Source organism: Endozoicomonas sp. 4G (assembly GCF_023822025.1).
Taxonomy (GTDB): domain Bacteria; phylum Pseudomonadota; class Gammaproteobacteria; order Pseudomonadales; family Endozoicomonadaceae; genus Endozoicomonas_A.
In genome coordinates, this window is the sequence record NZ_CP082909.1 from 3,754,031 (window position 1) to 3,780,434 (window position 26,404).

The 26,404-nt window shown below is 51.1% G+C and carries 17 protein-coding genes; all 17 read right to left on the reverse strand.

Features of this window, described 5'->3' with window-relative positions; translation table 11 throughout:
* Positions 1–36 precede the first annotated feature (36 nt).
* Positions 37–1,977: a hypothetical protein gene (locus tag K7B67_RS14605; protein WP_252176627.1), complete on the reverse strand. Its 1,941-nt coding sequence runs from the start codon at positions 1,975–1,977 to the stop codon at positions 37–39.
* A gap of 99 nt (positions 1,978–2,076) precedes the next feature.
* A complete protein-coding gene (locus K7B67_RS14610; protein WP_252176628.1) occupies positions 2,077–3,453 on the reverse strand; it encodes a hypothetical protein in 1,377 nt (458 codons plus the stop codon).
* Between the two features lie 99 nt (positions 3,454–3,552).
* Positions 3,553–4,788 (reverse strand): hypothetical protein, encoded by a 1,236-nt coding sequence (locus K7B67_RS14615; RefSeq protein ID WP_252176629.1) that lies wholly within the window; start codon positions 4,786–4,788, stop codon positions 3,553–3,555.
* A 99-nt stretch (positions 4,789–4,887) separates the two neighbouring features.
* Positions 4,888–6,327, reverse strand: a complete 1,440-nt coding sequence (locus K7B67_RS14620; RefSeq protein WP_252176630.1) for a C2H2-type zinc finger protein — start codon at positions 6,325–6,327, stop codon at positions 4,888–4,890.
* Positions 6,328–6,354: 27 nt separating this feature from the next.
* On the reverse strand, positions 6,355–7,701 hold the full coding sequence (locus K7B67_RS14625) for a hypothetical protein (RefSeq protein ID WP_252176631.1): 1,347 nt from the start codon (positions 7,699–7,701) through the stop codon (positions 6,355–6,357).
* 99 nt (positions 7,702–7,800) lie between these two features.
* Positions 7,801–8,838, reverse strand: coding sequence for a hypothetical protein (locus K7B67_RS14630; RefSeq protein ID WP_252176632.1), 1,038 nt, complete (start codon positions 8,836–8,838; stop codon positions 7,801–7,803).
* A 99-nt stretch (positions 8,839–8,937) separates the two neighbouring features.
* The gene (locus K7B67_RS14635) at positions 8,938–9,975 is read right to left on the reverse strand and encodes a hypothetical protein (RefSeq protein WP_252176633.1); all 1,038 of its coding nucleotides are present in this window, start codon (positions 9,973–9,975) and stop codon (positions 8,938–8,940) included.
* A 99-nt stretch (positions 9,976–10,074) separates the two neighbouring features.
* Complete coding sequence (locus K7B67_RS14640) at positions 10,075–11,400, reverse strand: hypothetical protein (RefSeq protein ID WP_252176634.1); 1,326 nt, start codon at positions 11,398–11,400, stop codon at positions 10,075–10,077.
* Between the two features lie 99 nt (positions 11,401–11,499).
* Entirely contained in the window at positions 11,500–13,113 is a 1,614-nt protein-coding gene (locus tag K7B67_RS14645) for a C2H2-type zinc finger protein (RefSeq protein WP_252176635.1), read from the reverse strand.
* An 87-nt stretch (positions 13,114–13,200) separates the two neighbouring features.
* Positions 13,201–14,544: a hypothetical protein gene (locus tag K7B67_RS14650; protein WP_252176636.1), complete on the reverse strand. Its 1,344-nt coding sequence runs from the start codon at positions 14,542–14,544 to the stop codon at positions 13,201–13,203.
* A gap of 99 nt (positions 14,545–14,643) precedes the next feature.
* On the reverse strand, positions 14,644–16,146 hold the full coding sequence (locus K7B67_RS14655; protein WP_252176637.1) for a hypothetical protein: 1,503 nt from the start codon (positions 16,144–16,146) through the stop codon (positions 14,644–14,646).
* Positions 16,147–16,245: 99 nt separating this feature from the next.
* Positions 16,246–17,814: a hypothetical protein gene (locus tag K7B67_RS14660; protein WP_252176638.1), complete on the reverse strand. Its 1,569-nt coding sequence runs from the start codon at positions 17,812–17,814 to the stop codon at positions 16,246–16,248.
* Between the two features lie 77 nt (positions 17,815–17,891).
* A complete protein-coding gene (locus K7B67_RS14665) occupies positions 17,892–19,604 on the reverse strand; it encodes a C2H2-type zinc finger protein (protein WP_252176639.1) in 1,713 nt (570 codons plus the stop codon).
* Between the two features lie 99 nt (positions 19,605–19,703).
* Positions 19,704–21,209 carry a hypothetical protein gene (locus K7B67_RS14670; protein WP_252176640.1) on the reverse strand — a complete coding sequence of 502 codons (1,506 nt, stop codon included), beginning with the start codon at positions 21,207–21,209 and terminating at the stop codon, positions 19,704–19,706.
* A gap of 99 nt (positions 21,210–21,308) precedes the next feature.
* The gene (locus K7B67_RS14675) at positions 21,309–22,523 is read right to left on the reverse strand and encodes a hypothetical protein (RefSeq protein WP_252176641.1); all 1,215 of its coding nucleotides are present in this window, start codon (positions 22,521–22,523) and stop codon (positions 21,309–21,311) included.
* 99 nt (positions 22,524–22,622) lie between these two features.
* Positions 22,623–24,344, reverse strand: coding sequence for a hypothetical protein (locus tag K7B67_RS14680; RefSeq protein WP_252176642.1), 1,722 nt, complete (start codon positions 24,342–24,344; stop codon positions 22,623–22,625).
* Positions 24,345–24,443: 99 nt separating this feature from the next.
* Positions 24,444–26,339, reverse strand: coding sequence for a hypothetical protein (locus tag K7B67_RS14685; protein ID WP_252176643.1), 1,896 nt, complete (start codon positions 26,337–26,339; stop codon positions 24,444–24,446).
* Positions 26,340–26,404 lie beyond the last annotated feature (65 nt).

A 26,404-nucleotide genomic window follows, 5' to 3' on the forward strand; every position in this document is an offset into this window, starting at 1 on the left:
AGTCGGAGGTTTCTTTGAGGTGGGTTGGGGAGCGGATCATTCTTTATCACCCTTCTTTCTTTTCTTGTCAAATGGCAGCTGGTCATAGGCTTTTCTCTTGAATCTCTGGCAGGCAGGCAGGTGGATCTGTTTGTGCTTTTTCAGATTGGTTATGTAGTCGCTGCTGTAGTTGCAACCTTCATGGTCACAGTGGTGCACCTTGGGTCTCTTGGGTCTCTGGTCGGCAGGCAGGTGGATCTGTTTGTGCTTTTTCAGATCGCTTGTAAAGCCTGTTCTGTAGTCGCAGCCCTCATGGTCACACGGGTGCACCTTGGGTTTCCTGGATCTCTGGTCGGCAGGCAGGTGGATCTGTTTGTGCTTGTTCAGATAGCTTTTGTCGTGGGAGCTGTAGTTGCAGCCTTCATGGTCACACTGGTGCACCTTGAGTTTCTGTTCGGCAGGCAGGTGGGTCTGTTTGTGCTTTTTCAGATTGCTCATGTAGTCGCTGCTGAAGTTGCAGCCTTCATGGTCACACTGGTGTGGCTTGGTTCTTTGCTCGGCAGGCAAGTGGGTCTGCTTGTGCTTTTTCAGATAGCTTATGTCGTAGGAGCTGAAGTTGCAGCCTTCATGGTCACAGTGGTGCCCCTTGGGTCTCTGTTCGGCAGGCAAATGGGTCTGTTTGTGGTGTTTCAGATTGCTTATGTAGTCGCTGCTGAAGTTGCAGCCTTCATGGTCACAGTGGTGCACCTTGGGTCTCTGGTCGGCAGGCAGGTGGGTCTGTTTGTGCCTTTTCAGACTGCCCCTAATGTCGGTTCTGTAATCACAGCCCTCATGGTCACACTGGTGCACCTTGGGTTTCCTGGCTCTCTGATCGGTAGGCAGGTGAGTCTGTTTGTGCCTTTTCAGACTGACCCTCTGGTCGGTTCTGTAATCACAGCCCTCATGGTCACACTGGTGCACCTTGAGTTTCCTGGGTCTCTGGTCGGCAGGTAGGTGGGTCTGTTTGTGTTTTTTCAGGTCGCTCGCCCGGGCGGTTCTGTAGTCGCAGCCCTCATGGTCACACTGGTGCACCTTGGGTCTTTTGAGTCCCTGGTCAGCAGGCAGGTGGCTCTTTTTGTGCTTTTTCAGGTCGCGCCCACAGTTGGCGATGTAGTTGCAACTCTCATGATCACACTGGTGCACCAAGGCTCTCTGGTCGGCAGGAAGGTGGGTCTGTTTGTGCTTTTTCAGATTGCCCATGTGGTCGCTGCTGTAATAGCAGCCCTCATGGTCACACTGGTGCATCTTAGGTCTCTGGTCGGCAGGCAGGTGGGTCTGTTTGTGCCTTTTCAGGTTACCCATCTGGTCGGTGCTGTAGTTACAACCCTCATGGTCACACTGCACCTTGAGTCTCTTCGTTCTTTTGGATCTCTGGTCGGCAGGTAGAACACCTACCTCTGAGTTAGCAGGTGTTTCACTGTCTGAAATAGGCTCCTGCTTAATCTTTTTCAGTTCCAGAGTCGCACAATACTGACTGATTTCATTTAATACCCGAAAAGGATTAAGTGTCGTGATTAGATACTCAACTCTAGATTCGGCATCAGATTCGGCATCAGATTCGGCATCAGATTCGGCATCAGCTTCGTCATCGTTTGAACGGTTGTCACTGTTTTTATCAGAACTGCCGCTGTCTCCACTGTCACTGTCTTCGCTGTCGGCACTATCATCAGAGGCTACCTGACTGTAGGCCTCAGCTTTGACACCAGGGTCAGGAGAAAAGCAATAGCGAGTGCCTGGCTTTACAAGGATGTCATCACCGAAGCAGACGTCTGGCATATCGCTGTAGTTCTCGTCAGATTCTTGCTTCAACTCCCACCATTCAATGGTCTCGCTCTCTTCACTTTCGTCAGGTAGAAGCATTATCCGGGTGGGTTGGTTGTTTTCCTGAGTCTGGCCATTAGAGCAATGCAAAGAAAAAGCAATTGCCAAGGCCAAAATCAATGGTTTTTTGAATAGCAAGGCCTGGCTTCCCAGTCGTTGAACTGTTTATTTGGAAATCAGGTTAGTCAAAATCTGGAGAGATGTTGGTGATTTCTTTGAGGTGGGTTGGGAGGCGGATCATTCTTTATCACCCTTCTTTCTTTTCTTGTCAGGTGGCAGCTGGTCATAGGCTTTTCTCTTGAGTCTCTGGTCGGCAGGCAGGTGGGTCTGTTTGTGCTTTTTCAGATTGTTTATGTAGTCGCTGCTGAAGTTGCAGCCTTCATGATCACAGTGGTGCTCCTTGGATCTCTGGTCGGCAGGCAGGTGGGTCTGTTTGTGCCTTTTCAGACTGCGCCTATTGTCAGTTCTGTAATAACAGCCCTCTTGGTCACACTGGTGCACCTTGGGTTTCCTGGGTCTCTGATCGGCAGGCAGGTGGGTCTGTTTGTGCCTTTTCAGTGCGCCCACCTGGTCAGTTCTGTAATCGCAGCCATCATGGTCACACTGGTGCACCTTGGGTTTCCTGGATCTCTGGTCGGCAGGAAGGTGGATCTGTTTGTGTTTTTTCAGGTCGTGCGCCCGGGTGCTGCTGTAGTTGCAGCCCTCATGGTCACACTGGTGCTCCCTGGGTCTCTGGTCGGCAGGCAGATGGGTCAGTTTGTGCCGTTTCAGACTGCACCTGAGGTCGGTTCTGTAGTCGCAGTTTTCATGGTCACACTGGTGCACCTTGGGCCTCTGGTCAGCAGGCAGGTGGATCTGTTTGTGCTTTTTCAGATCGACCGCCCGGTTGGTTCTGTAGTCGCAGTCCTCATTGTCACACTGGTGCACCTTGAGTTTCCCAGGTCTCACAGGCAGGCGGGTCTGTTTGTGCGTTTTCAGATGGCTCGCCTGGTCGATGCTGTGAGCAGGTGTGGTGATTTTCGGGTGCTGATCAGAGTCCGCTTCTGCTACGCCTACTTCTGAGTCAGCCGGTGTTTCACTGTCTGAAATAGACTCCTGCTTAATCTTTTTCAGTTCCAGAGTCGCACAATACTGACTGATTTCATTTGACACCCAAAAAGGATTAAGTGTCGTGGTCTGATACTCAACATTGGATTCGGCATCAGCTTCGTCTTCGTCTGAACAGTCGTCACTGTTTTTATCAGAGCTGCCACTGTCTCCACTGTCAGAACCCTCATCAGAGACTGCACGACTGTAGGCCTTAGCTTTGATACCCTCTTCTGCTGGTTCCTCAGGCCTTTTGTCGCCTCTGAAGCGAAAAAGCATCAGGCTTTCCCTTTGTTTGGCTACGGCAATGATTTCACATTGCTGATCGTTTCCGTGCTGTATCTCAGTGGCGATAGCTTTAACCATAGAGTCAAGTTCTGGTAGCGCGTCCCGGACTGAGAAAAGAGGGAGAAGAATAGTTTCGACGCCCAGAACGAACAGCAAAGGCATTCTACTTTCCTGAGCGTGGCCATTAGAGCAATGCACGGTAACGACCAAGATCAAAATCAATGATTTTTTAGATAACAAGGCCTGGGTTCCCAGTCGTTGCAATGTTTATTTGAAAATCAGGTTAGTCAAAATCTGGAGAGAAGTTGGTGATTTCTTTGAGGTGGGTTGGGCGGCGGATCATTCTTTATCACCCTTGTTTCTTTTCTTGTCAGATGGCAGCTGGTCATAGGCTTTTCTCTTGAGTCTCCGATTGGCAGAAAGGTGAGTCTGTTGGTGTCTTTTCAGGTTTTCCGGCCGGAGGGTTCTGTAGCTGCAGCCCTCATGGTCACACTGGTGCACCTTGAGTCTCTGGTCGGCAGGCAGATGGATCTGTTTGTGCTTTTTCAGACTGCTTAAGCAGTCACTGCTGTAGTTGCAGCCTTCATGGTCACAGTGGTACACCTTGGGTCTCTGGTCGGCAGGCAGGTGGGTCTCTTTGTGCCTTTTCAGTGCGCTCGTATAGTCGGTTCTGTAATCGCAGCCCTCATGGTCACACTGGTGCACCTTGGGTTTCCTGACCCTCTGGTCGGCAGGAAGGTGGATCTGTTTGTGTATTTTTACGTCGTACGCCCGGGCGGTGCGGTAGTTGCAGCCCTCATGGTCACACTGGTGCACCTTGGGTCTCTGGTCAGCAGGCAGGTGGGTCTGTTTGTGCCTTTTCAGACTGCCCCCGTGGGCGGTGCGGTAGTCGCAGCCCTCATGGTCACACTGGTGCACCTTGGGTTTCCTGGCTCTCTGATCGGCAGGCAGGTGTGTCTGTTTGTGCCTTTTCAGATCTTCCGGCCGGTTGGTACTGTAGTTGCAGTCCTCATGGTCACACTGGTGCACCTTGAGCTTCTGTTCGGCAGGCAGGTGGGTCTGTTTGTGCTTTTTCAGATGGGCTCTGTAGTCGCTGATGTAAGCAGGTGAGGTGATTTTCGGGTGGTTAACAGAGTTCGCTGCTGCCACATCTACCTCTGAGTCAGCGGGTGTTTCACTGTCTAAAATAGACTCCTGCTTAATCTTTTTCAGTTCCAGAGTCGCACAATACTGACTGATTTCATTTGATACTGGAAAGGGACTCAGTGTCGTGATTGCATACTGAACATCAGATTCGGCATCAGCATCGTCTTCGTCAGAATGATTATCGCTGCTTTTATCAGAGGTGCCGCTGTCTTCACCGTCAGAACTATCATCAGAGGCAGCTCGACTGTAAGCCCTGGCCTTGACACCAGAGTCAGGTTCTGGCAGCGCATACCGGACTGGAAAAAGAGGAAGAAGCATCGTTTCGACGCCCGGAACGAACAGCAAAGGCATTCTACTTTCCTGAGCGTGGCCATTAGAGCAATACACGGTAACGACCAGGATCAAAATCAATGGTTTTTTAGATAACAAGGTCTGGCTTCCCAGTCGTTGAACTGTCTACTTGGAAATCAGGTTAGTCAAAATCTGGAGAGAGGTCGGTGGTTTTTTTGAGGCGGGCTGGAACGTGGATCATTCTTTATCACCCTTCTTTCTTTTCTTGTCAGATGGCAGCTGGTCATGCGCTTTCCTTTTGAGTCTTTCAGGTCTCTGGTCGGCAGGCCAATGGGTCTGTTTGTGTCTTTTTATATTGCCCCTGTGGGCGGTTCTGAAGTCGCAGTCCTCATGGTCACACTGGTGGTCCACCTTGGATCTCTGGTCGGCAGGCAGGTGGATCTGATTGTGCTTTTTCAGATTGGACCTGTAGTTGGTGCTGTAGTTGCAGCCTTCATGGTCACACTGGTGTGGTCTCTGGTCGGCAGGCAGGTGGATCTGTTTGTGCTTTTTCAGACGGTCCCTATTGTCGGTTCTGTAATCGCAGCCTTTATGGTTACACTGTTGCACCTTGGATTTGCTGAGTCTCTGATCGGCAGGCAGGTGGATCTGTTTGTGCCTTTTCAGTCTGTTCATCTGGTTGGTTCTGTAATCGCAGCCCTCATGGTCACACTGGTGCACCTTGAGTTTTCTGGCTCTCTGGTCGGCAGGCAGGTGGATCTGTTTGTGCGTTTTCAGATGGCCCGCACGGTCGGTGCTGTAGTTGCAGCCCTCATGGTCACACTGGTGCATCTTAAGTCTCTGGTCGGCAGGCAGGTGGATCTGTTTGTGCCTTTTCAGATTGCCCGACTGGTTGGTGCTGTAGTTACAACCCTCATGGTCACACTGGTGCACCTTGAGTTCCTTCGTTCCTTTAGGTCTCTGGTCGGCAGGCAGATGGGTCTGCTTGCGCTTTTTCAGGTGACCCATATAGTCGGTGCTGTAAGCAGGTGAGGTGATTTTCGGGTGGTTAACAGAGTCCACTCCTGCCATGTCTACCTCTGAGACAGCGGGTGTTTCCCTGTCTGAAATAGGCTCCTGCTTAATCTTTTTCAGTTCCAGAGTCCCACAATACTGACTGATTTCATTTAATCCTCGATAAGGATTAAGTGTCGTGGTTAGATACTCAACATCAGATTCGGCATGAGCTTCGTCTTCGTTTGAACGGTCGTCACTGTTTTTATCAGAGCTGCCGTTGTCTTCACTGCCAGAACCCTCATCAGAGGCTACCCGACGGTAAGTCTTAGCTTTGACATCAGGATTGGGAGAGTCGCCGGTGGCAGGAAAGTCGCCGGTGGCAGGAAAGTCGCCGGTGGCAGGAAAGTCGCCGGTGGCAGGAAAGTCGCCGGTGGCAGGAAAAAAGCAATAACGAGTGCCTGGTTTTAAAAGGATGTCATCACCGAATATCTCAATGGCGATAGCTTTAACCGTAGAGTCAAGTTCTGGCAGCGCATCCCGGACTGGAAAAAGAGGAAAAAGCATCGTTTCGACGCCCGGAACGAACAGCAAAGACAACCTGTTTTCCTGAGCCTGACCATTAGAGCAATGCACAGAAAAAGTAACGGCCAAGGTCAAAATCAAGGTTTTTTTGGATAGCAAGGTCTGGGTTCCCAGTCGTTGAAATGTTTATTGGGAAATCAGGTTAGTCAAAATCTGGAGAGAGGTCGGTGATTTCTTTGAAGTGGGTTGGGAGGCGGATCCTTCTTTATCACCCCTCTTTCTTTTCTTGTCAGATGGCGGCTGGTCATACGCTTTTCTTTTGAGTTTCTGGTTGGCAAGCAGGTGGGTCTGTTTGTGCCTTTTCAGATTGCCCACCTGATCGGTTCTGAAGTTGCAGCCCTCATGGTCACACTTCGTCTTGGGTCTCTGGTCGGCAGGCAGGTGGGTCTTTTTGTGCGTTTTCAGACTGCCCCTACGGTCGGTTCTGAAATTGCAGCCCTCATGGTCACACTGGTGCAACTTGGGTCTCTGGTCGGCAGGCAGGTGGGTCTGTTTGTGCCTTTTCAGATTGCCCACCTGATCGGTTCTGAAGTTGCAGCCCTCATGGTCACACTGGTGCAACTTGGGTCTCTGGTCGGCAGGCAGATGGGTCTTTTTGTGCGTTTTCAGACTGGCCCTACGGTCGGTTCTGAAATTGCAGCCCTCATGGTCACACTGGTGCACCTTGAGTCTCTGGTCGGCAGGCAGGTGGATCTGTTTGTGCCTTTTCAGATTGCCCGTCTGGTTGGTGCTGTAGTTACAACCCTCATGGTCACACTGGTGCACCTTGAGTCTCTTCGTTCTTTTAGGTCTCTGGTCGGCAGGCAGATGGGTCTGCTTGCGCTTTTTCAGGTGACCCATGTAGTCGGTGCTGTAAGCAGGTGAGGTGATTTTCGGGTGGTTAACAGAGTCCGCTCCTGCCATGTCTACCTCTGAGACAGCGGGTGTTTCCCTGTCTGAAATGGGCTCCTGCTTAATCTTTTTCAGTTCCAGAGTCCCACAATACTGACTGATTTCATTTGATCCTCGATAAGGATTAAGTGTCGTGGTTAGATACTCAACATCAGATTCGGCATGAGCTTCGTCTTCGTTTGAAGGGTCGTCACTGTTTTTATCAGAGCTGCCGTTGTCTTCACTGCCAGAACCCTCATCAGAGGCTACCCGACGGTAAGTCTTAGCTTTGACATCAGGATTGGGAGAGTCGCCGGTGGCAGGAAAGTCGCCAGTGGCAGGAAAGTCGCCAGTGGCAGGAAAAAAGCAATAACGAGTGCCTGGTTTTAAAAGGATGTCATCACCGAATATCTCAATGGCGATAGCTTTAACCGTAGAGTCAAGTTCTGGCAGCGCATCCCGGACTGGAAAAAGAGGAAGAAGCATAGTTTCGACGCCCGGAACGAACAGCAAAGACAACCTGTTTTCCTGAGCCTGACCATTAGAGCAATGCACAGAAAAAGTAACGGCTAAGGTCAAAATCAAGGTTTTTTTGGATAGCAAGATCTGGCTTCCCAGTCGTTGAAATGTTTATTGGGAAATCAAGTTAGTCAAAATCTGGAGAGAGGTCGGTGATTTCTTTGAAGTGGGTTGGGATGCGGATCATTCTTCATCACCCTTCTTTCTTTTCTTGTCAGATGGCGGCTGGTCATACGCTTTTCTTTTGAGTTTCTGGTTGGCAGGCAGGTGGGTCTGTTTGTGCCTTTTCAGATTGCCCACCTGATCGGTTCTGTAGTTGCAGCCCTCATGGTCACACTTCGTCTTGGGTCTCTGGTCGGCAGGCAGGTGGGTCTTTTTGTGCGTTTTCAGACTGCCCTTACGGTCGGTTCTGAAATTGCAGCCCTCATGGTCACACTGGTGCAACTTGGGTCTCTGGTCGGCAGGCAGGTGGGTCTGTTTGTGCCTTTTCAGATTGATCGCCTGCAAAGTACAGTAGTTGCAGCCTTCGTGGTCACACTGTTGCATCCTGGATCTCTGGTCGGCAGGCAGGTGGATCTGTTTGTGTCTTTTCAGATCGTTCACATAGGCGGTGATGTAGTTGCAGCCCTGATGGTCACACTGGTGCACCTTGGGTCTCTGGTCGGCAAGCAGGTGGATCTTTTTGTGCCTGTTCAGATTGCCCAGATGGTTGGAGCTGTAGTCACAGCCCTCATGGTCACACTGGTGCACCTTGAGTCTCTGGTCGGCAGGCAGGTGGGTCTGTTTGTGCCTGTTCAGATTACTCACCCAGTCGGTGCTGTAGTTGCAGTCCTCATGGTCACACTCTTGCACCTTGGGTCTACGGTAGGCAGCCGGGTGGGTCTGCTTGTGCGTTTTCAGGTGACTCATGTCACTGACATTGTGAGCAGGTGGGGTAACTTCCAGATTGTTAGCAGAGTCTACTTCTGTCACTTCTTCTGACTCAACGGGTACTTCACTGTCTGAAATGGCTCCCTGCTTAGTCATGTTCAGTCTCAGAGTCGCACAATACTGACTGAATTCATTTAATACCCGAAAAGGATCGGGTGCCGTGTTTACACACTGAACATCCGTTTCGGCATCCGCTTCGTCTTCGTTTGAAGTTTCCTGAGCCTGGCCATTAAAGCAATGCACAGAAAAAGTAACGGCCAAGGTCAAAATCAAGGTTTTTTTGGATAGCAAGGTCTGGGTTCCCAGTCGTTGAAATGTTTATTGGGAAATCAGGTTAGTCAAAATCTGGAGAGCGGTCGGTGATTTCTTTGAAGTGGGTTGGGAGGCGGATCATTCTTTATCCCCCCTCTTTCTTTTCTTGTCAGATGGCGGCTGGTCATACGCTTTTCTTTTGAGTTTCTGGTTGGCAAGCAGGTGGGTCTTTTTGTGCCTGTTCAGATTGCCCGGATGGTTGGTGCAGTAGTCACAGCCCTCATGGTCACACTTCATCTTGGGTCTCTGGTCGGCAGGCAGGTGGGTCTTTTTGTGCGATTTCAGACTGCCCATGCGGTCGGTTCTGTAATTGCAGCCCTCATGGTCACACCGGTGCAACTTGGGTCTCTGGTCGGCAGGCAGGTGGGTCTGTTTGTGCGTTTTCAGATTGGTCGCCTGCCAGGTACAGTAGCTGCACCCTTCGTGGTCACACTGGTGCATCCTGGATCTCTGGTCGGCAGGCAGGTGGATCTTTTTGTGCCTTTTCAGATGGTTCACATGGGCAGTGATGTAGTTGCAGCCCTGATGGTCACACTGGTGCACCTTGAGTCTCTGGTGGGCAAGCAGGTGGGTCTGTTTGTGCCTGTTCAGATTGCCCGGATGGTTGGTGCTGTAGTCGCAGCCTTCATGGTCACACTGGTGCACCTTGAGTCTCTGGTCAGCAGGCAGGTGGGTCTGTTTGTGCATTTTCAGATTGTCCGCACGGTGACTGCTGTATTTGCACCCCTCATGGTCACACTGGTGCACCTTGGGTCTAAGGTCGGCAGCCGGGTGGGTCTGCTTGTGCGTTTTCAGGCGACTCATGTCGCCGACGCTGTGAGCAGGTGAGGTGATTTCCGGGTTGTTAGCAGAGTCTACTTCTGTCACTGCTTCTGACTCAACGGGTACTTCACTGTCTGAAATGGCTCCCTGCTTAATCATGTTCAGTCTCAGCGTCGCACAAAACTGACTGAATTCATTTAATGCCCGAAAAGGATCGGGTGCCGTGTTTACACACTGAACATCCGTTTCGGCATCCGCTTCGTCTTCGTTTGAAGTTTCCTGAGCCTGGCCACTAGAGCAATGCACAGAAAAAGTAACGGCCAAGGTCAAAATCAAGGTTTTTTTGGATAGCAAGGTCTGGCTTCCCAGTCGTTGAAATGTTTATTGGGAAATCAGGTTAGTCAAAATCTGGAGAGAGGTCGGTGATTTCTTTGAAGTGAGTTGGGAGGCGGATCATTCTTTATCAGCCTTCTTTCTTTTCTTGTCAGATGGCGGCTGGTCATACGCTTTTCTTTTGAGTTTCTGGTCGATAGGCAGGTGGGTCTTTTTGTGCCTGTTCAGATTGCCCGGATGGTTGGTGCTGTAGTCACAGCTCTCATGGTCACACTGGTGCACCTTGAGTCTCTGGTCGGCAGGCAGGTGGGTCTGTTTGTGCATTTTCAGATTGGTCGCCTGCCAGGTACAGTAGTTACACCCTTCGTGGTCACACTGGTGCATCCTGGATCTCTGGTCGGCAGGCAGGTGGATCTGTTTGTGCGTTTTCAGATTGCTCGCATGCTCGGTCCTATAGTTGCAGCCCTCATGGTCACACTGGTGCACCTTGGGTCTCTGGTCGGCAAGCAGGTGGGTCCTTTTGTGCCTGTTCAGATTGCCCGGATGGTTGGTGCTGTAGTCACAGCCCTCATGGTCACACTGGTGCACCTTGAGTCTCTGGTCGGCAGGCAGGTGGGTCTGTTTGTGCTTTTTCAGATTGTCCGCACGGTGGCTGCTGTATTTGCACCCCTCATGGTCACACTGGTGCACCTTGAGTCTCTGGTCGGCAGGCAGGTGGGTCTGTTTGTGCATTTTCAGATTGTCCGCACGGTGGCTGCTGTATTTGCACCCCTCATGGTCACACTGGTGCACCTTGGGTCTAAGGTCGGCAGCCGGGCGGGTCTGCTTGTGCGTTTTCAGGCGACTCATGTCGCCGACGCTGTAAGCAAGTGAGGTGATTTCCGGGTTGTTAGCAGAGTTTACTTCTGTCGCTGCTTCTGACTCAGCGGGTATTTCACTGTCTGAAATGACTCCCTGCTTAATCATGTTCAGTCTCAGAGTCGCACAATACTGACTGAATTCATTTAATGCCCGAAAAGGATCGGGTGCCGTGTTTACACACTCATCATCCGTTTCGGCATCCGCTTCGTTTTCGTTTGAAGGGTTGTCGCTGCTTTCATCAGAGGTGCTGCTGTCTTCACGGTCACTGTCTTCGCTGTAGGCACTATCATCAGAGGCTGCCCGACTGTGAACCTTCAACTCCCACCATTCAATGGCCTCGCTCTCTTCTTTATCTGGTAGCCCATCCCGGACCGGGAAAAGAGGGAGAAGAATAGTTTCAACGCCCGAAACGTAGACTCCTTTTATGGATAAGACCTCAATAAAGGGCTTCCGGGCGTTGATCAGCGCCTTGCCGACAGCCAGAGCGAAGCGCAAAGGCAACCTGTTTTCCTGAGCACGGCCATTGGAGCAATGCATAAAAAAGGCAATGACCAAGGTCAAAATCAATGGTTTTTTGGATAGCAAGGTCTGGCTTCCCAGTCATTGAACTGTTTATTGGGAAGTCAGGTTAGTCAAAATCTGGAGAGAGGCCGGGGGTTTCTTTGAGGCAGGTTGGAAGATGGATCATTTTTTATCGCCTTTTTTTCTTTTCGCGTTAGATGGCGGCTGGTCATAGGCTTTCCTTTTGGGTTTCCTGAATCTCTGGTCGACTGGCAGGTGGGTCTGTTTGTGCCTTTTCAGATCGCTCGACTGGTCGGTGCTGTAGTTGCAGCCCTGACGGTCACACTGGTGCCGCTTGAGCCTCTGGTCGGCAGGCAGGTGGGTCTGTTTGTGTCTGTTCAGATTACTCGCCCAGTCGGTGCTGTAGTTGCAGTCCTCATGGTCACACTGGTGCACCTTGGGCCTCTGGTCAGCGGGCAGGTGGGTCTGTTTGTGGTTTTTCAGATTGTCCGTCCGGTCGGTGGAGTAGTTGCAGCCCTCATAGTCACACTGTTGCACCTTGGGTCTCTTGAGTCTTTTGGGCCTCTCGGGTCTCTTGGGTCTCTGGTCGGCAGGCAGGTGAGTCTGTTTATGTGTTTTCAGATGCCCCTTATAGTCAGTGCTGTAGTTGCAGTCCTCATGGTCACACTGGTACACCTTGAGTCTTTGATCGGTGGGCAGGTGGGTCTGTTTGTGCATTTTCAGATTGCTAGTTCGGTCGGTGCGGTAGTCGCAGCCCTCATGATCACACTGGCACACCTTGACTCTCTGGTCATCAGGCAGGTGGGTCTGTTTGTGTTTGTTCAGATTACCCGACTGGTTGGTGCTGTAGCTGCAGCCCTCATGATCACACTGGTGGATCTTGGGTTTCCTGGGTCTCCGGTCGGAAGACAGGTGGATCTGTTTGTGCTTTTTCAGATCACTCCTCTGGCCAGTGCTGTAGTTACAGTTCTCATGGTCACACTGGTGCACCCTGAGTCTCTGGTCGATAGGCAGGTGGATCTGTTTATGCCCTTTCAGATTCTCCGCCCGGTCCGAGCTGTAGTCACAGCCCTCATGATCACACTGGTGGATCTTGGGTCTCTTGGGTCTCTGGTCGGCAGGCAGGTGGATCTGTTTGTGCCTTTTCAGATCACCCAACCACTTGGTCCTGTAGTCGCAGCCCTCATGGTCACACTGGTGCTTGGCAGCGTCCACTTTTGTCACGTCTACCTCTGGGTCAGTAACTATTTCACTGGCTGAAACAGGCTCCTCCTTAATCTTTTTCAGTGCCATAGCTACACAGTACTGACTGATTTCTTTGGCTACTGGAAAAGGATTAAATGTCGTGGTTACATACTCAACCTCAGGCTCGGCATCTGCTTCGTCTTCGTTTGAATGGTTGTCGTTGCTTTCATCAGAGGTGCTGCTCTCTTCACTGTCACTGTCTTCGCTGTCACTGTCTTCGCTGTAGGCACTATCATCAGAGGCTGCCCGACTGTGAACCTTCAACTCCCACCATTTAATGGCCTCGCTCTCTTCTTCATCTGGTAGCCCATCCCGGACCGGGCAAAGAGGGAGAAGAATAGTTTCAACGCCCGAAACGTAGACTCCTTTTATGGATAAGACCTCAATAAAGGGCTTCCGGGCGTTGATCAGCGCCTTGCCGACAGCCAGAGCAAAACGCAAAGGCAACCTGTTTTCTTGGGCGTGACCGTTGGAGCAATGCACAGAAAAGGCAATGACCAAGGTCAAAATCAATGGTTTTTTAGATAGCAAGGCCCGGCTTCCAAATCGTTGAACGTTTTATTTGGAAATCAGGTTAGTCAAAATCTGAAGAAAGGCCGGAGCTTTCTTTGAGGTGAGCTATGAGGCGGACCAATCTGGATCACCCTTCGCCGTTTTCTTGTTAGATGGCAGCTGGTCGTACGCTTTTCTTTTAGATCTCTTGGGTTTCTGGTCGGCAGGCAGGTGGATCTGTTTGTGCTTTTTCAGATCGCTCACCCGGTCGGTGCTGTAGTTGCAGCCCGCATGGTCACACTGGTGCACCTTAGGTCTCTGGTCGGCAGGCAGGTGAGTCTGTTTGTGCATTTTCACATGGTGCCGCTGTTGGGAGATATAGTTGCAACCCTCATAGTCACATTGGTACCTGACTCTCTGGTCGGCAGGCAGATGGTTCTGTTTGTGCATTTTTAAATTGCCCGTGTGATAGGTACTGTAATTGCAGCCCTCATGGCCACACTGGAGCCTTCTGACTCTCTGCTCGACAGGCAGGTGGGTCTGTTTGTGCGTTTTCAGATGGCTCTTGTTATAGGTGCTGTAGTTGCAGCCCTCATGGTCACACTGCAACTTGGCTCTCCGGTTGGCAGGCTGGTGAATCTGTTTGTGCCTTTTCAAATGGCTCCGACAGTCGGTGCTGTAATTGCAGCCCTCATGGTCACACTGCAACATGACTTTCTGGTCGGCAGGCAGGTGGGTTCGTTTGTGAATTTTCAGATTGCTCGCCCGGTTGGTTCTGTAATTGCAGCCCTCATGGTCACACTGATGCCCCCTGGGTCTCTGCCCGGCAAGAAGGTGCCTCTGTTTGTGCGTTTTTGGGGTGGGTATTTCACTGTCTGGATCGGACTCCTGCTTAATCTTTTTCGGTGCCAGAGCTGCACAATACTGACTGATTTCATTTGATACTCGAAAAGGATTAAGTGTCGTGGTTACATACTCAACATCAGCTTCATCTTCGTCAGAACGGTTGTCACTGCCTTGATCAGAGGTGCCGCTGTCTTCGCTGTCACTGTCTTCGCTGTCACTGTCTTCGCTGTCACTGTCTTCGCTGTCACTGTCTTCGCTGTCACTGTCTTCGCTGTCACTGTCTTCGCTGTCACTGTCTTCGCTGTCGGCACTATCATCAGAGGCTGACCGACTGTGAGCCTTAGCTTCGACGGCAGGGTCAGGAAAGACGCTGGTGGCAGGAGAAAAGCAATAGCGAATGTCTGGCTTTAAGAGGATGTCATCACCGAATATCTCAATGGCGATAGCTTTAACCGTAGAGTCAGGTTCTGGTAGCGCATCCCGGACTGGAGAAAGAGGAAGAAGCATAGTTTCGATGCCCAGAACGAAGCGCAAAGGCAACCTGTTTTCTTGAGCACGGCCATTGGAGCAATGCATAGAAAAGGCAATGACCAAGGTCAAAATCAATGGTTTTTTAGATAGCAAGGCCCGGCTTCCAAATCATTGAACTGTTTATTTGGAAATCAGGTTAGTCAAAATCTGGAGAGAGGTCAGTGGTTTCTTTGAGGTGGGTTGGGAAGCGGATCATTCTTTATCACCCTTCTTTCTTTTGCTGTCAGATGGCGGCTGGTCACAGGCTTTTCTCTTGGGTCTCTGGTCGGCAGGCAGGTGGGTTCTTTTGTGCGTTTTCAGATGGCCTGTATGGTCGGTTCTGTAATCGCAGCCCTCATGGTCACAGTGGTGCACCTTGAGTCTCTGGTCGGCAGGCAGATGAGTCGGCTTGTGCCTTTTCAGATTGCTCACATGGTTGGTTCTGTAGTTGCAGTCTTCATGATCACACTGATGCAACTTGGGTTTCCTGAGTCTCTGGTCGGCGGGCAGGTGAGTCTGTTTGTGCTCTTTCAGACTGCGCCTATTGTCAGTTCTGTAATCACAGCCCTCACGGTCACACTGGTGCACCCTGAGCCTCTGGTCGGCAGGCAGGTGGATCCGTTTATGCGTTTTTAGATGGCTCATGTAGTTGGTGCTATAGTCGCACCCCTCATGGTCACACTGGTGCCCCCTGAGTCTCTGGTCGGCAGGCAGGTGGATCCGTTTGTGCGCTTTCAGATGGCCCCCATGGTCGGTCCTGTAGTTGCAGCCCTCATGGTCACACTGGTGTGGCTTGGGTCTCTGGTCGGCAAGTAGGTGAGTCTGCTTGTGCCTTTTCAGATTGCCCGAACGGTGGCTGCTGTAGTCGCAACCCTCATGGTCACACTGGTGTAACTTGGGCCTCTGGTCGGCAGGCAGGTGGGTCTGTTTGTGCCTGTTCAGATTGCCTGTATGGTTGGTGCTGTGGTTACAACCCTCATGGTCACACTGCTGCATATTGGGTCTCTGTTCGGCAGGCAGGTGGACCTGTTTGTGCCTTTGCAGATTGCCCGCACGGTGGGCGCTGTAGTCGCACCCCTCATGGTCACACTGGTGCACCTTGGGTCTCTCTGTCACTTCTTCTGACTCAACGGGTACTTCACTGCCTGAAATGACTCCCTGCTTAATCATGTTCAGTCTCAGAGTCGCACAATACTGACTGAATTCATTTAATGCCCGAAAAGGATTGGGTGCCGTGTTTACACACTGAGCATCCGTTTCGTCATCAGCTTCGTCTTCGTTCGAAGGGTTGTCGCTGTTTTCATCAGAGGTGCTGCTGTCTTCACTGTCACTGTCTTCGCTGTCACTGTCTTCGCTGTCACTGTCTTCGCTGTCGGCACTATCATCAGAGGCTGCCCGTCGGTAAGCCTTAGCTTTGACATCAGAGTCGGGAAAGTCGCCGGTGGCAGGAAAGTCGCCGGTAGCAGGAAAAAAGCAATAGCGACTGTCTGACTTTAAGAGTGGTTTTAAAAGGATGTCATCACCGAATATCTCAATGGCGATAGCTTTAACCGTAGAGTCAGGTTCTGGTAGCGCATCCCGGACTGGAAAAAGAGGAAGAAGCATAGTTTTGATGTCCAGAACGAACAGCAAAGGCAACCTGTTTTCCTGAGCCTGACTATTAGAGCAATGCACGGCAACGGCCAAGATCAAAATCAATGTGTTTTTGGATAGCAAGGTCTGGCTTCCCAGTCATTGAAATGTTTATTGGGAAATCAGGTTAGTCAAAATCTGAAGAGAGGTCAGTGGTTTCTTTAAGGTGGGTTGGGAGGGGGATCATTCTTTATCACTCTTTTTTCTTTTCATGTCAGATGGCGGCTGGTTATAGGCTTTTCTCTTGGGTCTTTGGTCGGCAGGCAGGTGGATCCGTTTGTGGGTTTTCAGACTGCCCTTGTGATCGGTGCTGTAGTCGCAGCCCTCATGGCCACACTGGTGCACCTTGGGCCTCTGATCGGCAGGCAGGTGGGTTCTTTTGTGCATTTTCATATGGCCCACATGGTCGGTTCTGTAATAACAGCCCTCATGCTCACACTGGTGCACCTTGGGTCTCTGGTCGGCAGGCAGGTGGTTCTGTTTGTGTTTTTTTAGATCGATCGCCCGGTCGGTGCTGTAGTCGCAGCCCTCATGGTCACACTGGTGCACCTTGGGTTTCTTGAATCTATGGTCGGCAGGCAGGTGGATCCGTTTGTGGATTTTCAGACTGCCCTTGTGATCGGTGCTGTAGTCGCAGCCCTCATGGTCACACTGGTGCACCTTGGGCCTCTGGTCGGCAGGTAGGTGGGTTCTTTTGTGCATTTTCAGACTACCCGTGTGGTCAGTTCTGTAATTGCAGCCCTCATGGTCACATTGGTACACCTTGACTCTCTGGTCGGCAGGCAGGTGGATTTTTTTGTGCTTTTTCAGATCACCCGCCCGGTCGGTGCTGTAATTGCAGCCCTCATGGTCACACTGGTATACCTTGGCTCTCTGGTCGGCAGGCAGGTGGATTTTTTTGTGGTTTTTCAGACAGTCCGTCCGGTTGGTTCTGTAGTTGCAGTCCTCATGGTCACACTGGTGCACCTTGGGCCTCTGGTCGGCAGGCAGGTGGATCTGTTTGTGCTTTTTCAGATAGTCCGCCCGGTCGGTTCTGTAGTCGCAGTCCTCATGGTCACACTGGTGCACCTTGAGTTTCCCAGATCGCACAGGCAGGCGGGTATTTTTGTGCGATTTCAGATGGCGCACCTGGTCAGTGCTGCAAGCAGGTGGGGTGATGTTCGGGTGGTTAACAGAGTCCGCTTCTGCCACGTCTACCTCTGAGTCAGCGAGTGTTTCACTGTCTGAAATAGACTCCTGCTTAATCTTTTTCAGTTCCAGAGTCGCACAATACTGATTGATTTCATTTGATACTCGATAAGGATTAAGTGTCGTGGTCAGATACTCAACATTAGATTCGTCATCAGCTTCGTCTTCGTTTGAAGGGTTGTCACTGTTTTTATCAGAGGTGCCGCTGTCTTCACTGTCACTGTCTTCGCTGTAGGCACTATCATCAGAGGCTGCCCGACTGTAGGCCTTAGCTTTGACATCAGAGTCGGGAAAATCGCCGGTGGCAGGAAAGTCGCCGGTGGCAGGAGAAAAGCAATAACGAGTGCCTGGTTTTAAAAGGATGTCATCACCGAATATCTCAATGGCGATAGCTTTAACCGTAGAGTCAGGTTCTGGTAGCGCATCCCGGACTGGAAAAAGAGGAAGAAGCATAGTTTCGATGCCCGGAACGAACAGCAAAGGCAACCTGTTTTCCTGAGCCTGACCATTAGAGCAATGCACGGCAACGGCCAAGATCAAAATCAATGTGTTTTTGGATAGCAAGGTCTGGCTTCCCAGTCATTGAAATGTTTATTGGGAAATCAGGTTAGTCAAAATCTGGAGAGAGGTCAGTGGTTTCTTTAAGGTGGGTTGGGAGGGGGGCATTCTTTATCACTCTTTTTTCTTTTCCTGTCAGATGGCGGCTGGTCATACGCTTTTCTTTTGAGTTTCTGGTTGGCAGGCAGGTGGGTCTGTTTGTGTTTTTTTAGATCGCTCGCCCGGTCGGTGCTGTAGTGGCAGCCCTCATGGTCACACTGGTGCACCTTGGGTTTCCTGGGTCTCTGGTCGGCAGGCAGGTGGGTCTGTTTGTGTTTTTTCAGGTCGGACGCCCGGACGGTGCTGTAGTTGCAGCCCTCATGGTCACACTGGTGCACCCTGGGTCTCTGGTCGGCAGGCAGGTGGGTCTTTTTGTGCTTTTTCAGATTGTGCCTATTGTCAGTTCTGTAATCACAGCCCTCATGGTCACACTGGTGCACTTTGGGTTTCCTGGGTCTCTGGTCGGCAGGCAGGTGGGTCTGCTTGTGCTTTTTCAGATTGCTTGTCAGGTTGGTGCTGAAGTTACAGCCCTCGTGGTCACACTGGTGCACCTTGGTTTTTTTGGGTCTCTGATCGGCAGGCAGGTGGGTCTGTTTGTGCCTTTTCAGTACGCTCATCTTGTCAGCTCTGTAATCGCAGCCCTCGTGGTCACACTGGTGCACCTTGGGTTTTTTGGATCTCTGGTCGGCAGGAAGGTGGATCTGTTTGTGTTTTTTCAGGTCGGACGCCCGGGCGGTGCTGTAGTTGCAGCCCTCATGGTCACACTGGTGCACCCTGGGTCTCTGGTCGGCAAGCAGGTGGGTCTGTTTGTGCCGTTTCAGACTGCACCTGAAGTCGGTTCTGTAGTCGCAGTTTTTATGGTCACACTGGTGCACCTTGGGTCTTTGGTCGGCAGGCAGGTGGATCTGTTTGTGCTTTTTCAGATCGTCCACCCGGTCGGTTCTGTAGTTGCAGTCCTCATGGTCACACTGGTGCACCTTGGGCCTCTGGTCGGCAGGCAGGTGGATCTGTTTGTGCGTTTTCAGATAGTTCGCCCGGTCGGTTCTGTAGTCGCAGTCCTCATGGTCACACTGGTGCACCTTGAGTTTCCCAGATCTCACAGGCAGGCGGGTATTTTTGTGCGATTTCAGATGGCGCGCCTGGTTGGTGCTGCAAGCAGGTGGGGTGATGTTCGGGTGGTTAACAGAGTCCGCTTCTGCCACGTCTACCTCTGAGTCATTAACTATTTCACTGTCTAAAACAGGCTCCTGCTTAATCTTTTTCAGTGCCAGAGTCGCACAATACTGATTGATTTCATTTGATACTCGATAAGGATTAAGTGTCGTGGTCAGATACTCAACATTAGATTCGTCATCAGCTTCGTCTTCGTTTGAACGGTCGTCGCTGTTTTCATCAGAGGTGCTGCTGTCTTCACTGTCACTGTCTTCGCTGTAGGCACTATCATCAGAGGCTGCCCGACTGTAGGCCTTAGCTTTGACATCAGAGTCGGGAAAGTCGCCGGTGGCAGGAAAAAAGCAATAGCGACTGTCTGACTTTAAGAGTGGTTTTAAAAGGATGTCATCACCGAATATCTCAATAGCGATAGCTTTAACCGTAGAGTCAGGTTCTGGTAGCGCATCCCGGACTGGAAAAAGAGGAAGAAGCATAGTTTTGATGTCCAGAACGAACAGCAAAGGCAACCTGTTTTCCTGAGCCTGACCATTAGAGCAATGCACGGCAACGGCCAAGATCAAAATCAATGTGTTTTTGGATAGCAAGGTCTGGCTTCCCAGTCATTGAAATGTTTATTGGGAAATCAGGTTAGTCAAAATCTGGAGCGAGGTCAGTGGTTTCTTTGAGGTGGGTTGGGAGGGGGATCATTCTTTATCACTCTTTTTTCTTTTCCTGTCAGATGGCGGCTGGTCATACGCTTTTCTTTTGAGTTTCTGGTTGGCAGGCAGGTGGGTCTGTTTGTGTTTTTTTAGATCGCTCGCCCGGTCGGTGTTGTAGTCGCAGCCCTCATGGTCACACTGGTGCACCTTGGGTTTCCTGGGTCTCTGATCGGCAGGCAGGTGGGTCTGTTTGTGCTTTTTCAGATTGTGCCTATTGTCAGTTCTGTAATCACAGCCCTCATGTTCACACTGGTGCACCTTGGGTTTTCTGGGTCTCTGATCGGCAGGCAGGTGGGTCTGTTTGTGCCTTTTCAGTCCGCTCATCATGTCAGCTCTGTAATCGCAGCCCTCATGGTCACACTGGTGCATCTTGGGTTTCCTGGGTCTCTGGTCGGCAGGCAGGTGGGTCTGTTTGTGCCTTTTCAGTCCGCTCATCTTGTCAGTTCTGTAATCGCAGCCCTCATGGTCACACTGGTGCACCTTGGGTTTCTTGGATCTCTGGTCGGCAGGAAGGTGGATCTGTTTATGTTTTTTCAGGTCGGACGCCCGGGCGGTGCTGTAGTTGCAGCCCTCATGGCCACACTGGTGCACCCTGGGTCTCTGGTCGGCAGGCAGGTGGGTCTGTTTGTGCCGTTTCAGACTGCACCTGAGGTCGGTTCTGTAGTCGCAGTTTTTATGGTCACACTGGTGCACCTTGAGTCTTTGGTCGGCAGGCAGGTGGATCTGTTTGTGCTTTTTCAGATAGTCCGCCCGGTCGGTTCTGTAGTCGCAGTCCTCATGGTCACACTGGTGCACCTTGATTTTCCCAGGTCTCACAGGCATGCGGGTATTTTTGTGCGATTTCAGATGGCGCGCCTGGTTGGTGCTGTAAGCAGGTGGGGTGATGTTTGGGTGGTTAACAGAGTCCGCTTCTGCCACGTCTACCTCTGAGTCAGCCAGTGTTTCACTGTCTGAAATAGACTCCTGCTTAATCTTTTTCAGTTCCAGAGTCGCACAATACTGATTGATTTCATTTGATACTCGATAAGGATTAAGTATCGTTGTCAGATACTCAACATTAGATTCGTCATCAGCTTCGTCTTCGTTTGAAGGAGTGTCGCTGTTTTCATCAGAGGTGCTGCTGTCTTCACTGTCACTGTCTTCGCTGTCGGCACTATCATCAGAGGCTGCCCGACTGTAGGCCTTAGCTTTGACATCAGAGTCGGGAGAGTCGCCGGTGGCAGGAAAATCGCCGGTGGCAGGAAAAAAGCAATAGCGACTGTCTGACTTTAAGAGTGGTTTTAAAAGGATGTCATCACCGAATATCTCAATAGCGATAGCTTTAACCGTAGAGTCAGGTTCTGGTAGCGCATCCCGGACTGGAAAAAGAGGAAGAAGCATAGTTTTGATGTCCAGAACGAACAGCAAAGGCAACCTGTTTTCCTGAGCCTGACCATTAGAGCAATGCACGGCAACGGCCAAGATCAAAATCAATGTGTTTTTGGATAGCAAGGTCTGGCTTCCCAGTCATTGAAATGTTTATTGGGAAATCAGGTTAGTCAAAATCTGGAGCGAGGTCAGTGGTTTCTTTGAGGTGGGTTGGGAGGGGGATCATTCTTTATCACTCTTTTTTCTTTTCCTGTCAGATGGCGGCTGGTCATACGCTTTTCTTTTGAGTTTCTGGTTGGCAGGCAGGTGGGTCAGTTTGTGCCTTTGCAGACTGAACCTACGATCGGTTCTGTAATTGCAGCCCTTATGGTCACACTGGTGCGCCTTGACTCTCTGGTCGGCAGGCAGGTGAATCTCTTTGTGGGCTTTCAGACTGCCCTTGTGATCGGTGCTGTAGTCGCAGCCCTCATGGCCACACTGGTGCACCTTGGGCCTCTGGTCGGCAGGCAGGTGGGTTCGTTTGTGCGTTTTCAGATGGCTCGTATGGTCAGTTCTGTAATTGCAGCCCTCATGGTCACACTGGTGCACCTTGGCTCTCTGGTCGGCAGGCAGGTGGGTCTTTTTGTGCCTTTTCAGATGGCCCACATGGTCGGTGATGTAGTTGCAACCCTTATGGTCACACTGGTGCATCTTGGGTCTCTTGGGTCTCTGGTCGGCAGGCAGGTGGGTTTGTTTGTGCGCTTTCAGGTGACTCATGTCGCCGGCGTTGTAAGCAGGTGAGCTAATTTCCAGATGGTTAGCAGAGTCTGCTTCTGTCACCTCTTCTGACTCGGCGGGTATTTCACTGTCTGAAATGGCTCCCTGATTAATCATGTTCAGTCTCAGAGTCGCACAATACTGACTGAATTCATTTAACGCCTGAAAAGGATTGGGTGCCGTGTTTACACACTGAACATCCGTTTCGACATCAGCTTCGTCTTCGTTTGAAGGGTTGTCGCTGTTTTCATCAGAGGTATTGCTGTCTTCACTGTCACTGTCTTCGCTGTCACTGTCTTCGCTGTCACTGTCTTCGCTGTCGGCACTATCATCAGAGGCTGCCCGTCGGTAAGCCTTAGCTTTGACATCAGAGTCGGAAAAGTCGCCGGTGGCAGGAAAGTCGGCAGTGGCAGGAAAATCGCCGGTGGCAGGAAAAAAGCAATAGCGACTGTCTGACTTTAAGAGTGGTTTTAAAAGGATGTCGTCACCGAATATCTCAATGGCGATAGCTTTAACCGTAGAGTCAGGTTCTGGTAGCGCATCCCGGACTGGAAAAAGAGGAAGAAGCATAGTTTCGATGCCCAGAACGAACAGCAAAGGCAACCTGTTTTCCTGAGCCTGACCATTAGAGCAATGCACGGCAACGGCCAAGATCAAAATCAATGTGTTTTTGGATAGCAAGGTCTGGCTTCCCAGTCATTGAAATGTTTATTGGGAAATCAGGTTAGTCAAAATATGGAGAGAGGTCAGTGGTTTCTCTGAGGTGGCTTGGGAGGGAGATCATTCTTTATCACTCTTTTTTCTTTTCCTGTCAGATGGCGGCTGGTCATAGGCTTTTCTCTTGGGTCTCTGGTCGGCAGGCAGGTGGATCCGTTTGTGGGTTTTCAGACTGCCCTTGTGATCAGTGCTGTAGTCGCAGCCCTCATGGTCACACTGGTGCACCTTGGGTCTCTGGTCGGCAGGCAGGTGGGTTCTTTTGTGCGTTTTCAGATGGCTCACATGGTCGGTTCTGTAATCGCAGCCCTCATGGTCACACTGGTGCTTCTTGGGTCTCTGGTCGGCAAGCAGGTGGGTCTGCTTGTGCTGTTTCAGATCGGCTGCCCGGTCGGTCCTGTAGTTGCAGCCCTCATGGTCACATTTGTGCGCCTTGACTCTCTGGTCGGCAGGCAGGTGGATCTGTTTGTGGGTTTTCAGAGTACCCTTGTGGTCAGTTCTGTAATTGCAGCCCTCATAGTCACACTGGTGCGCCTTGACTCTCTGGTCGGCAGGCAGGTGGATCTGTTTGTGGGTTTTCAGACTGCCCTTGTGAACGCTGCTGTAGTCGCAGCCCTCATGGTCACATTTGTGCGCCTTGACTCTCTGGTCGGCAGGCAGGTGGATCTGTTTGTGGGTTTTCAGACTACCCTTTTGGTCAGTTCTGTAATTGCAGCCCTCATGGTCACACTTGTGATTCATGGGTCTCCGGTCGGCAGGCAGGTGGGTCAGTTTGTGCATTTTCAGATGGGTCGCCTGATCGCTGCTGTAGTTGCAGCCCTCATGATCACACTGATGCACTCTGGGTCTCTGGTCGGCAAGCATGTGAATCCGTTTGTGCGTTTTCAGACTGCTACTGTCGTCGGTTCTGTAGTCGCAGCCCTCATGGTCACACTGGTGCTCCTTGGGTCTCTGGTCGGCAAGCAGGTGGGTCTTTTTGTGCCTTTTCAGATGGCCCACATGGTCGGTGATGTAGTTGCAACCCTTATGGTCACACTGGTGCATCTTGGGTCTCTTGGGCCTCTTGGGTCTCTGGTCGGCAGGCAGGTGGGTTTGTTTGTGCGCTTTCAGGTGACTCATCTCGCCGATGTTGTAAGCAGGTGGGATAATTTCCAGATTATTAGCAGAGTCTACTTCTGTCACTTCTTCTGACTCAGCGGGTATTTCACTGTCTGAAATGGCTCCCTGCTTAATCATGTTCAGTCTCAGAGTCGCACAATACTGACTGAATTCATTTAATGCCCGAAAAGGATCGGGTGCTGTGTTTACACACTGAGCATCCGTTTCGGCATCAGCTTCGTCTTCGTTTGAACGGTCGTCGCTGTTGTCATCAGAGGTGCTGCTGTCTTCACTGTCACTGTCTTCGCTGTCGGCACTATCATCAGAGGCTGCCCGACTGTAGGCCTTAGCTTTGACATCAGAGTCGGGAGAGTCGCCGGTGGCAGGAAAATCGCCGGTGGCAGGAAAATCGCCGGTGGCAGGAAAATCGCCGGTGGCAGGAAAAAAGCAATAGCGACTGTCTGACTTTAAGAGTGGTTTTAAAAGGATATCATCACCGAATATCTCAATGGCGATAGCTTTAACCGTAGAGTCAGGTTCTGGTAGCGCATCCCGGACTGGAAAAAGAGGAAGAAGCATAGTTTTGATGTCCAGAACGAACAGCAAAGGCAACCTGTTTTCCTGAGCCTGACCATTAGAGCAATGCACGGCAACGGCCAAGATCAAAATCAATGTGTTTTTGGATAGCAAGGTCTGGCTTCCCAGTCATTGAAATGTTTATTGGGAAATCAGGTTAGTCAAAATATGGAGAGAGGTCAGTGGTTTCTTCGAGGTGGGTTGGGAGGTAGATCATTCTTTATCACTCTTTTTTCTTTTCCTGTCAGATGGCGGCTGGTCATAGGCTTTTCTCTTGGGTCTCTGGTCGGCAGGCAGGTGAGTCTGTTTGTGCCTTTGCAGATGGCTTGTGTGGCCGGTGCTATAGTCGCACCCCTCATGGTCACACTGGTGCACCTTGGGTCTCTGGTCGGCAGGCAGGTGAGTCTGTTTGTGCCTTTGCAGATGGCTTGTGTGGCCGGTGCTATAGTCGCACCCCTCATGGTCACACTGGTGCACCTTGGGTCTTTGGTCGGCAGGCAGGTGGATCTGTTTGTGGGTTTTCAGACTGCCCTTGTAATCGGTGCTGTAGTCGCAGCCCTCATGGTCACACTGGTGCACCTTAGGTCTCTGGTCGGCAGGCAGGTGGATTTTTTTGTGCTTTTTCAGATCACCCGCCCGGTCGGTGCTGTAATTGCAGCCCTCATGGTCACACTGGTATACCTTGGCTCTCTGGTCGGCAGGCAGGTGGGTCTGCTTGTGCTTTTTCAGATTGCCCGTGTAGTCGGTGCTGTAATTGCAGCCCTCATGGTCACACTGGTATACCTTGGCTCTCTGGTCGGCAGGCAGGTGGGTCTGCTTGTGCTTTTTCAGATTGCCCGTGTAGTCGGTTCTGTAGTCGCAGCCCTCATGGTCACATTGGTGCGCCTTGACTCTCTGGTCGGCAGGCAGGTGGGTCTCTTTGTGGGTTTTCAGACTGCCCTTGTGAACGCTGCTGAAGTCGCAGCCCTCATGGTCACATTTGTGCGCCTTGACTCTCTGGTCGGCAGGCAGGTGAATCTGTTTGTGGGATTTCAGACTACCCTTGTGGTCAGTTCTGTAATTGCAGCCCTCATGGTCACACTTGTGATTCATGGGTCTCCGGTCGGCAGGCAGGTGGGTCAGTTTGTGCTTTTTTAGATGGCTCATGTAGTCGGTGCTATAGTCGCACCCCTCATGGTCACACTGGTGCTCCCTGGATCTCTGGTCGGCAGGCAGGTGGATCTGTTTGTGCCTTTTCAGATACTCCTGCCTATCGGTCCTGTAGTCGCAGCCCTCATGGTCACACTGGTGCACCTTGGGTCTCTGGTCGCCAAGCAGGTGGGTCTTTTTGTGCCTTTTCAGATGGCTCACATAGTCGGTGATGTAGTTGCAACCCTTATGGTCACACTGGTGCATCTTGGGTCTCTTGGGTCTCTGGTCGGCAGGCAGGTGGGTTTGTTTGTGCGCTTTCAGGTGACTCATGTCGCCGGCGTTGTAAGCAGGTGAGCTAATTTCCAGATGGTTAGCAGAGTCTGCTTCTGTCACCTCTTCTGACTCGGCGGGTATTTCACTGTCTGAAATGGATCCCTGATTAATCATGTTCAGTCTCAGAGTCGCACAATACTGACTGAATTCATTTAATGCCTGAAAAGGATCGGGTGCCGTGTTTACACACTGAACATCCGTTTCGTCATCAGCTTCGTCTTCGTTTGAAGGGTTGTCGCTGTTTTCATCAGAGGTGCTGCTGTCTTCACTGTCACTGTCTTCGCTGTCACTGTCTTCGCTGTCACTGTCTTCGCTGTCACTGTCTTCGCTGTCGGCACTATCATCAGAGGCTGCCCGTCGGTAAGCCTTAGCTTTGACATCAGAGTCGGGAGAGTCGCCGGTGGCAGGAGAAAAGCAATAACGAGTGCCTGGTTTTAAAAGGATGTCATCACCGAATATCTCAATGGCGATAGTTTTAACCGTAGAGTCAGGCTCTGGTAGCGCATCCCGGACTGGAGAAAGAGGAAGAAGCATAGTTTCGATGCCCAGAACGAACAGCAAAGGCAACCTGTTTTCCTGAGCCTGACCATTAGAGCAATGCACGGCAACGGCCAAGATCAAAATCAATGTGTTTTTGGATAGCAAGGTCTGGCTTCCCAGTCATTGAAATGTTTATTGGGAAATCAGGTTAGTCAAAATCTGGAGAGAGG